At 71.0% G+C, this 11,810-nt stretch carries 9 protein-coding genes; 3 read left to right on the top strand and 6 right to left on the bottom strand.

Annotated elements, in window-relative coordinates; genetic code table 11:
- Window positions 1–290: 290 nt before the first annotated feature.
- The 5 genes from AN216_RS17565 to AN216_RS17545 all read right to left on the bottom strand — a co-directional run bounded on the left by AN216_RS17565 (window position 291) and on the right by AN216_RS17545 (window position 5,357).
- The gene (locus tag AN216_RS17565; protein WP_070197628.1) at window positions 291–1,118 is read right to left on the bottom strand and encodes a thioredoxin domain-containing protein; all 828 of its coding nucleotides are present in this window, start codon (window positions 1,116–1,118) and stop codon (window positions 291–293) included.
- A 42-nt stretch (window positions 1,119–1,160) separates the two neighbouring features.
- Entirely contained in the window at window positions 1,161–1,841 is a 681-nt protein-coding gene (locus tag AN216_RS17560; RefSeq protein ID WP_070197627.1) for a hypothetical protein, read from the bottom strand.
- Window positions 1,842–1,993: 152 nt separating this feature from the next.
- Window positions 1,994–2,812 carry an ABC transporter permease gene (locus tag AN216_RS17555; RefSeq protein ID WP_070197666.1) on the bottom strand — a complete coding sequence of 273 codons (819 nt, stop codon included), beginning with the start codon at window positions 2,810–2,812 and terminating at the stop codon, window positions 1,994–1,996.
- A gap of 116 nt (window positions 2,813–2,928) precedes the next feature.
- On the bottom strand, window positions 2,929–3,954 hold the full coding sequence (locus tag AN216_RS17550) for an ABC transporter ATP-binding protein (RefSeq protein ID WP_420855756.1): 1,026 nt from the start codon (window positions 3,952–3,954) through the stop codon (window positions 2,929–2,931).
- A gap of 140 nt (window positions 3,955–4,094) precedes the next feature.
- Entirely contained in the window at window positions 4,095–5,357 is a 1,263-nt protein-coding gene (locus AN216_RS17545) for an NYN domain-containing protein (RefSeq protein ID WP_070197625.1), read from the bottom strand.
- 196 nt (window positions 5,358–5,553) lie between these two features.
- Between AN216_RS17545 and AN216_RS29320 the strand changes: the two genes are divergently transcribed.
- Complete coding sequence (locus AN216_RS29320) at window positions 5,554–5,727, top strand: hypothetical protein (RefSeq protein ID WP_170843155.1); 174 nt, start codon at window positions 5,554–5,556, stop codon at window positions 5,725–5,727.
- Window positions 5,728–5,838: 111 nt separating this feature from the next.
- Here the strand turns inward: AN216_RS29320 and dnaE are convergent, their stop codons facing one another.
- Entirely contained in the window at window positions 5,839–9,399 is a 3,561-nt protein-coding gene (dnaE, locus tag AN216_RS17540) for a DNA polymerase III subunit alpha (protein WP_079166710.1), read from the bottom strand.
- A 260-nt stretch (window positions 9,400–9,659) separates the two neighbouring features.
- Here dnaE and AN216_RS17535 point away from each other — a divergent pair, with 260 nt between their 5' ends.
- Window positions 9,660–10,991, top strand: a complete 1,332-nt coding sequence (locus tag AN216_RS17535; protein WP_070197624.1) for a DUF2252 domain-containing protein — start codon at window positions 9,660–9,662, stop codon at window positions 10,989–10,991.
- 124 nt (window positions 10,992–11,115) lie between these two features.
- On the top strand, window positions 11,116–11,808 hold the full coding sequence (locus AN216_RS17530; protein WP_244502516.1) for a hypothetical protein: 693 nt from the start codon (window positions 11,116–11,118) through the stop codon (window positions 11,806–11,808).
- Window positions 11,809–11,810: the final 2 nt, after the last annotated feature.

Below are 11,810 nucleotides of genomic sequence, written 5' to 3'. Positions count from 1 at the left end.
CCTGCCGGGCGGCGTCGGGGGCGTTCACGGGCGCGGGGGAGTCCGGGGTCTCGGCGGTCACGCGTCGGTACGTTACCTGTCGGTATGACCAAAGGACAGGGCACCGCGCGGAATTCAGCGGCCGTTCACGCGGTGGTTCGTGCCGCTGTGGAGGCGGCCGTTACGGGGGTCGCTTCCGCGACGGCCGGCGGGGCTCGGTGCCTTCGGCGGGCCGCCGCGCCCGGCCCGTCCCGAGTGTCGAGCGCCTCCGGGTGGGTGGGACGGCGCACCGCCCACCCACCCGGCGCCGGTCACTTCTTGAGTGCCGCGTCGACCGCGCTCCGGAACTGCTCCGGCATGATGACCGGGTTCTCCGGTGCCTTCGGGTCCTTGACTTCCTTGCCGTCCATCTTGAAGGTCGGCGTGCTCTCGACCCCGGCCTCCTTGAAGGACTTGGCCATCTCCAGGGCCCAGCGGTCGTACGTGCCCTTCTTGACGTCCTTCTCGAAGGACTTGTTCCCCTTCAGCTCCTTGACGTCCTTGGCCACCTTGATGAGGTACTCGTCCTCGGCGAACTTGTCCTCCGACTCCTCCGGGTGGTGCTCCTTGGAGTACAGCGCCTTCTTGTACTCCAGGAAGGCGTCCTCGCTCACGTTGAGGGCGGCGCCCAGGGCGCTCAGGCTGTTCTTCGAGCCGGTGCCCTGGGCCATGTCATCGATGAACGTGGCCATCGTGAACTGCGCCTTGTACTTGCCCTCCTCGATGTCCTTCAGCAGCATGTCGCCGGACGCCTGCTCGAAGGACGCGCAGGCCGGGCAGCGCAGGTCCTCGAAGACCCGCAGGGTCTTCTTGGCGCTGTCCTTGCCGATGACGACCTCGGTGCCCTTCTTGCCGCTGGTGTTGTCCGGCTTGACCAGCTTCTCCTTCTTCGCCGCGGCCCAGTCGGTGTCCCCCTCGCTGTCGCCGCTCAGACTTGAGACGGCGACACCGATGCCGGCCGCGATGGCCAGTACGGCGACGATGGAGCCGGCGACGACCAACTGGCGACGCGTACGGTCCCGCTTGGCCTGCTTCTCCTGCTCGGCGCGCAGCCGCTCGCGGGCGGCACGCTTGGCTTCCTGACTGTTGCGCTTACTCATGATGCGGTTTCTCCGTGTGAGTGATCCGGGACGTCGGGGTGCTCAGGCGGTGGCCCGGGCGGCCGGAGGTCCGCGGCTCAGTACGGAGTGGTCGAGGAGGGGGTACGCGGGCCGGACGCGTACGGCCCGCACCCGGGTCGTACGGGCCGACGGCCCAGCGGCCGGCACGAAGCCGGCGACCGCGAGCAACAACGGCCGGAAGGCGAGTGCCGCCGCCGCGCGCAGCAACCGCGCCACCGCGGCCTCGCCCCTGCGCAGCCAGGCGGCGGCGAGCAGCCCCACGGTCACGTGGGCGGCGAGCAGCAGCCAGGGCGAGCCCTCCACGGACGCGCCGGAGGCGGTCGGTAGCGAGGAGGAGCCGTGCAGCATCCGGGCCAGTGGCGCGCCCACCTCGCCGGCGCACACGAGGTCGACACCCAGCGAGCGCAACGGCCCGGTCACCGGCCCGCCGTTCTGCCCGTAGCAGGTGTGCTGGCCGGTGGTGAAGACGGTGTCCGCGAACAGCTCGAGGGGGATGAGCAGCGCCGCTATCCGGACGAATCCGCGCTCCCGGTCGGCGAAGGCGAAGGCGAGCAGGAAGACGGCCGCGCTAACCGCGCTCAGCGCGCCCAGCGGCACCGGAGTGCTGGTGAGCAGCACGTGGGCGCCGGCGGACAGCGTGACGCACAGCGCGGTGAAGACCGCCGCGCGCGTCGTCCGTACACCTGCCGTGGAAATGCCCATCGCAGCCCGAGTGTGCCACGGGTGTGGCTAAGCGGAACCTAAGGGGTGCGCACGCGAGGGGTGGTCGGTATCCGACCGTTACGGCGACCGTACGGCGCGCGCCTGGCCGAGCGGCCCGTGCCCGGAGCCGTGCCGTGGCGACGCCCGTGCCGTCAGCGTACGGCGGCCCGGCGGTACGCCCAGGTGGCCACCGTCAGCGACACCAGGCCCACGGCGGCGCACACGCCCAGGTCCACCGCCACCCGGCCCCACTCCGGCACGGGCTCCAGTGCCGCCGCCAGTGCCTCCACCCCGTAGGTCGACGGCAGCAGGTCGCGCAGCCACCGCACCGGCTCCGGCAACCGTCCCGCCGGCAGCACTCCCAGCAGCAGTGCGGCCGACATGCCCAACTGCCCGCACAGCGTGGCGAGTTCCGCGCGGGGAGCGGACAGCCCCAGGGTCGCTCCCAGCCCTGCCAGCGCGGCGCCGGCGAGCGGTACCACCGCCACCAGCACCCACAGTCCGCCCAGCGGCAGACCGAACAGCACGCTGCCGAACACGGCGGTGAGCACCACCCCGGGCACCGTGAACGAGGCGTAGGCACCGGCCGCGCCCAGCACCACGGAGGCGGCCGGGACGGGCAGCGTCGCGAAGTGGTCGAGCCCGCCGGAGGCTCGCAGCTGGCCGAAGTACTGCGCCAGCAGGTTCAGCGCGACGAAGGCGACGACCAGTACGCTCGCGCCGGCCACCACCGCGCGTGCCTCGGCACCGCCGTCGACGACGCCCCGCATCAGGATCATGATGCCCAGGGACTGGAAGGTGGCGACGAACAGCAGTGGAATCCGGGCAAATCGGGCGCGCGAGAGCTGGGCCCGGTAGACCGCGCCGAGCGCCGGCCACAGGCGGGCGGGCGCGGCCAGCGGCTCCGGCTCGATGCGCGACTCGGTGTCCGAGACGGTTTCCCGCTCGGCGCCGGGCTCGCCGTGCGGCACCGGGCGCGGGGCCGCGGCCGGGTGTCCGTCGGCCGGGAGCCGCTCGGTGCGTGGTTCAGTGCGCCGCTCCGGGTGCCGTTCGTCCGTCGTACGGGCACCGCCCGCCGCTGTAGCGCTCACGCCTTCACCAGCCCCTCCGTACGGCCGCCGAGGGCCAGGTAGACGTCCTCCAGGCTTGGGGTGGCGAGGGTGAAGTCGTCGAGCGCCGCGAACGCCGGGCCGGTGGTCACCGAGGTGACCGTCTCCCGGGCGGTCCGCGGGGGCAGCCTCAGGGTCCAGCGCCGGCCGGTCACGGTGGCCTCCGCACGCAGCTCCGCGATCCGCGGCACCTCGAGCGGGGGGCGGTCGCGCCACACCAGCTCGAGCCGTACGTCGTCGCCCACCAGGGCCTTCAGGCCGCCGGGGGTGTCGCAGGCGATCACCCGGCCGCGGTCCAGCACCGCCACCCGGTCCAGTACCGTCTCCGCCTCGATCACGTTGTGCGTGACCAGCAGCACCGTGCAGCCGTCGCGCTCCCGCCGGCGGTCCACGGCGGCCCAGACGGCCCGTCGGGCCACCGGATCCATACCGGTCGTCGGCTCGTCCAGCACCAGCAGCGGGCGCTCCCCGGCCAACGCCGCCCCGACACAGGCGAGTCGACGCTGACCGCCGGAGAGCCTGTTCAGCGGTCGCCCGGCGAGCGCACCCAGCTCCAGCTCGACCAGCACCTCGTCGCGCGTACGCCGAGCCGCGCGGGGGGCGAGCCCGCGCAGCCGTGCCGTGGTCTCGATCGCCAGCGAGACGGTCAACTCGTCCAGCGCGCTGGAGTCCTGGCTCAGATAGGCCAGCAGCCTGGCCGCCCGCTCCGGGTGCCGCACCACATCGTGTCCGAGCAGGTCCACGGCGCCGGAGTCCGGCCGTAGCAGACCGGTCAACTGGCGGACGAGGGTGGACTTCCCGGCGCCGTTCGGCCCCAGCAGGCCGAACACCTCGCCCCGCCGGACCTGGAGCGAGACGCCGTCGGTGGCGCGTACCGCGGGGGCCGCCGGGGAGCCCCGCCGGGAGCGTACGGCTGGATACGTCTTCACCAGGTCGGTCGTACGTACGGCGGCTCGTGCTGGTGCCTCCACGCTGCCCACCGCCTGACCCGTGCCTGATTTCACGAGCTCCGAGCCTACGCCGCCGTGCCCGCGATCCCGCGAAGGGGGTCAGGCCGGGCGGCACGGGATGATCCGGACCGTGCCCGTGCCGCACCCGGCGGTCCCGCGCCGGGTGGCCGCTGGGTCCGTCGGCCGGGGGTGGGTCACTCCGGTGAGGTCGTACGCTCCGTGGCGGTGCTGTTGTCCACCTCGCGCCAGAACCCGGCGCGGATGGCGTAGCGGTCGTGCTCGTCGATCTGGTCGTCCTTGTGCGCCAGCAGTCCGAACCGGGCGGCGTACCGCAGCAGTTCGCCGTCGATCCGGTGCGGGATCCGCGGGTACTCCGCGGACAGCAGTCGCAGTTGGGTGGGAGAGCCGAGGCGTTCCGTCCAGCGTCGGGCGAAGACCTGACCGACCTCGAAGGGGTCACCGCTGACCGCGGTGATGTCCTCCTCGCGGTCCGCCCACCGCTGCTCGGCGGTGGTGAGCTGGGCGAGCATCGGCAGCGAGGCGCTCTCCGGCGCCTCGCCGGGGGAGCGTTCGGCCCAACCCTTGTCCGAGGACCAGCGCAGGGTGGCGCTGGCTGGTGCCTGCGCCGCCGGTGCGGGGCGGCCGAGGCCGGCCAGGTCCTTGGGGGTCGGTACGCCCGTCCCCTCGCCGCGCGCGGGTTGTCCGGCGCTGGGGCTCTCGGGGGCCTCGGCCTCCGGCGTGGCCGGCTCGGGGGCGTGTTCGACGGCGTCCTCGGCGGTGGCGGGCGCCGCGGCGGCGGGCGCGTCGGGTGGCGCCGAGCCGTTCTTCGCGGACTCCGGGAGCGGGGCGGCCAGGATCGCCGCGATCTCCGGCCGGGGCGCGGGCTGCGGAGCGTACGCCCCGGTCAGGTCCTTGGCATGCACCGCGCGGGTGATCCAGGCGCGGTCCAGCACGCGGCGTTCGTCCGCCTCGGCCACCAGGTCCTCGGACTGGTTGTAGTCGCCGTCCGCGGCCTGGACCGCCCAGAGGTGTACGGCGACACCATGCTCCTTGGCCGACACGAGGCCCGGCAGCAGATCGCCGTCCCCGGTCACCAGCACGATGTCGGAGCAGGCGCGGTTCCGGGCCAGTTCGGTCAACTCGGCGTGCATCGCCGCGTCCACGCCCTTCTGCGCCCAGCGGCCCTCGCTCCTGGTGAGGGCACCGAGGCGAACGGTGACGCGGGGCATGACCCGCAGCCGCCGGTGCTCCGGTTGCGGCACCCGGTCCGGGGCACCGTCGAACCAGTAGATGCGCAGCAGCGAGCACCCCGTGTCGGCCTCGGCACGCTCACGCAGCGTCTGGATCAGCTCCGTGTGGTCGACGGTGATCCGGGAGCGCGCGGGCTCCCCGGCCAACAGGCTCGCGGCGGCGCCCAGCAGATATCCGGCGTCCACCAGGACGACGCAGCGGTCCACGTTTCACCTTCTCTCGCAGCTTTTCCCTTGGAGTCTGCCCGAGGCTACCGGGGTCCACTGCCTGGACTCGATCATCAGTGTGGCGGGCTCCCACAGCGTGTTCCCACTCATGGTATCTGCCCGGAATGCGGCTTTTATAGGTGCGTGCGAGGCTGTTCGCGGTCCCCTTCCACGGTCCCTCAGGAGGACGACGACCATGGCCAAGAACAAGAACCGAGAACGCAAGCAGCAGCCACGCAGCGCCGCCGAGCGTGGCGCGGACCACGCCAAGCGCCAAGCGGAGGCCACCGCCTCGGGCGACATGACACCGGAGGGCGGGCCCACCGCCACCGCGCACAAGGGCCGGAAGAAGAGCTTCGGTCACAACTGACGCGGGCGCGCCCGTACGGCACCGGTGTGCGCCGTACGGGCGCCCCGTCGGGCGTGGCTGTGGCCTCGGCCGTCCAACGGCCACGCCACGGGCCAGTCCGGTCGTCAGGGCTCAGGGCGTGCCGGCCCAGGCCGCGGCGCCCAGGCTGCCCTTGATGTCCGAGGCGAAGCCGTTGTCCGGGTCCACCAGGTAGCCCAGCTCGAAGACGGTCGTCCGCGCCCGGCCCTCCAACCGCAGCCGCACCGGGTTCTCTCCCGGGTGGGACTGCAGGGTGCGCTTCAGCTCGGTGACGGTGCCCGGGTTCGCGCTGCGCTCCTGGAGCACGATCAACACCGGTGGCTTGCCGCCGTGTTCGGCTCCGGAGATGTCGAGCACGTTCAGCTCGGCGCCGATCAGGTTGATGTCGCCGTCCCGGTCCTTGACCCGGCCGCGTACGGAGATCACGTTGTCCTCCACCAGCTCCGGCGCGATCAGCTGGTAGCTCTGCGGGAAGAACAGCACGGGCACGGAGCCGTCCCGGTCGGTCAGCGTGACGATCGCCCACTGGTTGCCCTGCTTGGTGATCTTCCGGTCGATCGCGGTGATCAGCCCGGAGACTCGGACCTCGTTCCCCTCACGCTGTTCGGAGGCCAGCAACTCGGCGACCGGCATGTCGCGGTTCCGGGCGAGGATGTGCTCGGCGCCGTCCAACGGGTGCGCGGAGACGTAGAGCCCCAGCATCTCCCGCTCCAGCGAGAGCTTCGCCTTCCGGTTCCACTCCTGCTCGCCGATCGGGAAGTCCAGCCCCACCGCGGGCGCGCCGTCCTCCGCGTCCAGGCCGCCGAACAGGTCGTCCTGCCCGATCGCCGCCTGCTTCTTGACCGGGACGATCGCCTCCACCGCCTGCTCGGCGACCTCGCTGAGTCCCTTACGGGAATGCCCCAGGGAGTCGAACGCGCCGGCCTTGATCAGCGAGTCGATCGCCCGCTTATTGCAGGCCGCCAGCTCGGACTTGTCCAGGAAGTCGGTGAACGAGGTGTACTTGCCCTTGCTCTTGCGGGTACGGACCATCGCCTCGATGACGTTGCTGCCCACGTTCCGGATGCTCTTCATCCCGAAGCGCACGTCCTCGCCCACGGCGGTGAAGTCCGCCACCGACTCGTTCACGTCCGGGGGGAGCACCGTCAGACCCATGCTGCGGCAGTCCGCGAGGTAGATGGCGGCCTTGTCCTTGTCGTCGTCCACGGAGGTGAGCAACGCGGCCATGTACTCGGCGGGGTAGTTCGCCTTGAGGTAGGCGGTCCAGTACGACACCAGGCCGTAGCCCGCGGTGTGCGACTTGTTGAAGGCGTAGCCGGAGAACGGCAGCATCACGTCCCACAAGGCCTTGGTGGCCTCCTCCGAGTAGCCGTTGTCGATCATGCCCTGGTGGAACTTCTCCCACTCCGCCGCCAGCACCTCCGGCTTCTTCTTGCCCATCGCCCGGCGCAGCAGGTCCGCGCCGCCGAGGCTGTAGCCGGCCAACTCACGGGCGATCGCCATGATCTGCTCCTGGTACACCAGCAGGTGGTAGGTGGTGCCCAGGATCGGCTCGAGCGCGGACTCCAGCTCCGGGTGGATCGGCTCGATGGCCTGTCGGCCGTTCTTCCGCTCGGCGTAGTTGATGTGCGCGTTCGCGGCCATCGGGCCGGGACGGTAGAGCGCGAGGACGGCGGCGATGTCCTCGAACCGGGTCGGCTGCATCAGCTTCAGGAGGTTGCGCATCGCGGCGCCGTCGAGTTGGAAGATGCCCAGCGTGGTGCCGCGGGCCAGCAGTTCGTACGTCGCGGTGTCATCCAGCGGGAGCGTCTCGGTGTTGACGTCCACACCGCGGTTCTCCTTGATGATCTGCACGGTGTGATCGATGATGCCCAGGTTCCGCAGGCCCAGGAAGTCCATCTTGATCAGGCCCATGTCCTCACAGGACGGGTAGTCGAACCCGGTGAGGATGGTGCCGTCCTTGTCCCGCATGTGCAGCGGGATCAGGTCCATCAGCGGAGTGGCCGAGAGAATCACCGCGGCGGCGTGCACGCCCGTGCCGCGGATCAGGCCCTCCAGGCCACGGGCGGTGTCGAAGACGTTCTTGACGTCCGGCTCGTTCTCGTACATCGCCCGGACCTCGCCCGCCTCGTGGTAGCGGGGGTGCTCGGGATCGAAGATGCCGGCCAGCGGGATGCCCTTGCCCTGCACGTCCGGCGGCATCGTCTTGCTGATGCGGTCGCCCAGGGCGTAGCCGTAACCGAGGATGCGGTTCGCGTCCTTGATGGCGGCCTTCGCCTTGATCGTGCCGAAGGTGTTGACCTGCGCGGTGTACTCGCCGCCGTACTTGTCCGTCAGATAGCGGACCATCTGGTCGCGCTTCCGGTCGTCGAAGTCGAGGTCGACGTCCGGCGGGTTCAACCGCTCCGGGTTCAGGAACCGTTCGAAGAGCAACTGGTGCTCCAGCGGATCCAACTCGGTGATCCGGGTGAGGTACGCCACCAGCGAGCCGGTGGCCGAGCCACGCCCCGGCCCGATCGGGATGCGATTGTCCCGGGCGTACCGGCAGATGTCCGCGACCACCAGGAAGTACGAGTCGAACCCCATCGGCGTGATGACGTTGAACTCCGTCTCCAGCCGGTCCAGCACCTCCTGGCTCGGGCCGTCCGGATAGCGCAGCTCCAGCCCGCGCTCGCACTCCTTGCGCAGCCAGGACGCCTGCGTCTCGCCCTCCGGCACGTCCGGGAACTGCGGCATCTGGTCGACGTACTCGAATACCTCGTCGTACGGCTCCACCCGCTCGGCGAGCTCCAGCGTGTTGTCGCACGCCTGCGGCAGCTCGTCGAACAACTGCCGCATCTCCTGCGCCGACTTGATGTAGTAACCCGAGCCGTTGAACTTGAAGCGGCCCGGATCCGACTTGTTCTTGCCCACACCGACGCACAGCAGACTGTCGTGCGCGTCCGACTGGTCCTCGGTGACGTAGTGCGAGTCGTTGGTCGCCAACAGGGGGATGTCCACCTGCTGGGCGATGCTCAGCAGGTCCGACCGCACGTCGCGTTCGATGGACAGTCCGTGGTCCATCAGCTCGAGGTAGAAGTTCTCCTTGCCGAAGATGTCCTGCCACTCTCCGGCGGCCTTCACCGCCTCGGCGTACTGCCCCAGCCGCAGGCGGGTCTGCACCTCTCCCGAGGGGCAGCCGGTGGTCGCGATGATCCCCTCCGAATACCGGGAGATCAGCTCCTTGTCCATCCGCGGCTTCATGTAGTAGCCCTCGAAGGAGGCCAACGAGGACAGCCGGAAGAGGTTCCGCAGACCGGTGGCGTTGCGCGCCCACATCGTCATGTGCAGATACCGGCCGCCGCCCGAGATGTCCTTGCCGCCCTCGCCGTCGGCGTCCGCGCCGCGGCCCGAACCGCCCCAGAACACCCGCTGCTTGTGGAAGCGCGACTCCGGCGCGACGTACGCCTCGATACCGATGATCGGCTTGACGCTCTCGAACTTCCGCGAGGTCTGGAAGAACTCGTACGCCCCGAACATGTTGCCGTGGTCCGACATCGCCACCGCGGGCATGCCCTGGCGCTCGACCTCGGCGAACAGGCTGGAGTTCTTGGCGGCACCGTCCAGCATGCTGTATTCGGTGTGAACATGCAGGTGAGCGAAGTTTCCGGGCACGGCACAGACTCCTCGAGGGGCGGCAGCGGACTCCTGGGGGCGGTGCTCCACCCTATCCCCGTACGCCCCACGCGTGCCGGTGGTGGTGCGCTCGAACCGGTGTCGCACGCGGCACGGGTCACCCACCGCGAGGGTACGAGCCGCCCGGCCGCGGCGTCCGCGCGGTACGTCCACCGAGCGCGCTCGGCAGGCCGGCGCCCCGCGGCGTACCCTCACGCCTTGGACACAGCGGACAGCCCAGCAGCGAAGGGGAACTTCTCATGACGATCCAGCAGGCCGGCGCGACCGGGGCACGCGGTGAGCGGATTCTCGAGGTGTTCGGCGGCGCCTTCGGTGAACTGCTCGCCTCCGACCCGGCGGCGTTCCAGGTGAAGTTCCGGAAGATGGCCGCCTCCGCCTTCGCCTTCTATCGTGGGACGGCCTGCCTGTTCTACGCCGACCTGGACGACGGCGCGAACTCCGCCGGCCCCTTCCTGGACGAGCGCACCTCCCGGGTCTGGATGCACGGTGACCTGCACGCCGAGAACTTCGGCACGTACATGGACGCCAACGGCCGGCTGATCTTCAACGTGAACGACTTCGACGAGGCCTTCGTGGGGCCCTTCACCTGGGACCTGAAGCGCTTCGCCGCCTCCGTCGCGCTGCTCGGCTACACCAAGGCGCTCAGCGACGAGCAGATCTCCACGCTGGTGCGGTCGTACGTCAACGCCTACCGCGAGCGCGTCGGCGCGCTGGCGTCCGGCGCGAAGGACGAGGAGGTGCCGCCGCTCAACCTGGACACCGCGCAGGGTCCGCTGCTGGACGCGCTGCACGCGGCCCGGTCCAACACCCGCTTCGGGCTGCTGGACGGCATGACGGAGATCCGGGACTGGGAGCGCCGCTTCACGCCCGGCGGGGGAGCCATCGAACTGGACCCGGCCACCCGGCGGAAGGTGCTGGAGGCATTCGACGGCTATCTCGCGACGCTGCCCGGGGCGACCCAGCGGCGGCCGGACGCCTACCGGGTCAAGGACGTCGTCGGCCGGCGCGGCATCGGGATCGGCAGCGCGGGGCTGCCGTCGTACAACATCCTGCTGGAGGGACACAGCGACGCCCTGGAGAACGACCTCGTGATCTACATGAAGCAGGCCCAGGTCTCGGCCGTCTCCCCGTACATCACCGACCAGGCCATCCGCGACTACTTCCAGCACGGCGGCCACCGCACCGTCATCTCGCAGCGTGCCCTGCAGGCGCACGCCGACCCCTGGCTGGGCTGGACGGAGCTGGACGGGGCGGGGCAGTTGGTGGCCGAGGTCTCGCCGTACGCGGTGGACCTGGACTGGTCCGACCTGGACGACCCGGAGGAGATGGCCCAGGTGGTGGCGGACCTCGGCCGGGCGACCGCGACCATGCACTCGGCGGCGGACGACGAGAGCGGGCACTCGTTGGTGCCGTTCTCCACCGAGCGCGCCATCGACGACGCCATCGCCCAGGACGAGGACGGCTTCACGGAGCTGCTGGTGGACTTCGCCCACACGTACGGCGCAACGGCGCGGCGGGATCACCAGATCTTCGTGGACCTCTTCCGCAACGGCCGCATCCCCGGCCTGTGACGACCGACGACCGGCCCGTGGCCGGCGCGTACCGTACGGTCGGCGGGCCGGCCGTCGCCTGTGGCCGGAGCCCCGTGCCGCGTCCCCGTGCGGTACGTGCCACCGAGACTGGCAGGATGGCCGGGTGACGGCATCGAACCCCTCCTCGAACGGCCACGCCTTCTCCCGGGACGGCTCCTCGCACGAGCCCTGGAACGACAAGCCCGCGAACGGGCACGAGTCCCCGGGCGGCCCCGAGTGGCAGGCCGATGCCTGGGCGCACCACCCGGCCGGCAAACCCGGCCACGCGGCGGGCCCCGGCCTGCCCGTACGGCGGGAGGCCCGGGAGGCGGCGCTCGCCGCACTCGCGGTGACCGCGCTGGGCGTGCTGCTCGGACTGCTGTGGCTGTGGCTGGCACCCCGGGTGCCGCTGGTCACCAACGGCGAGGCGGTCTACCTCAAGAACCCGGAGGGGGAGGAGGCGATCGGGGCGGAGGGCACCTTCGTCCTGCTGTCCCTCGCGGTGGGCGCCGTCGCGGGTGCCGTGCTCTTCCTCTGCCGCCGGCAGGGCGGGGTGGGTCTGGTGGTCGGCCTGACGGTGGGCGGGCTGCTGGCCTCAGTCGTCGCCTGGCGGCTCGGCGTCTGGCTCGGCCCGACCGCGGACCTGGCGGCGCACGCCAAGGAGGTCGGTGCCGGTAACACCTTCGACGGGCCGCTAAAGCTACAGGCCAAGGGGGTGCTGCTGGCTTTCCCGTTCGCCGCGTTGGCCGTGCACCTGCTGTGCACCGCGATCTTCGGGGAGCGTGACCCGGAGCCACCCCCCGCGTCCGGGTGGTGAGC

The sequence above is a fragment of the Streptomyces oceani genome, from assembly GCF_001751245.1.
GTDB classification, from domain to species: domain Bacteria; phylum Actinomycetota; class Actinomycetes; order Streptomycetales; family Streptomycetaceae; genus Streptomyces; species Streptomyces oceani.
Note: the sequence above shows the minus strand (reverse complement) of the source record. Positions and strands in the feature narration are given on the sequence as shown.

Coding starts and splice junctions, on each gene's coding strand:
- AN216_RS17565 (WP_070197628.1), bottom strand. CDS start 1,118: ATGAGTAAGCGCAACAGTCAGGAAGCCAAGCGTGCCGCCCGCGAGCGG.
- AN216_RS17560 (WP_070197627.1), bottom strand. CDS start 1,841: ATGGGCATTTCCACGGCAGGTGTACGGACGACGCGCGCGGCGGTCTTC.
- AN216_RS29320 (WP_170843155.1), top strand. CDS start 5,554: ATGGCCAAGAACAAGAACCGAGAACGCAAGCAGCAGCCACGCAGCGCC.
- AN216_RS17535 (WP_070197624.1), top strand. CDS start 9,660: ATGACGATCCAGCAGGCCGGCGCGACCGGGGCACGCGGTGAGCGGATT.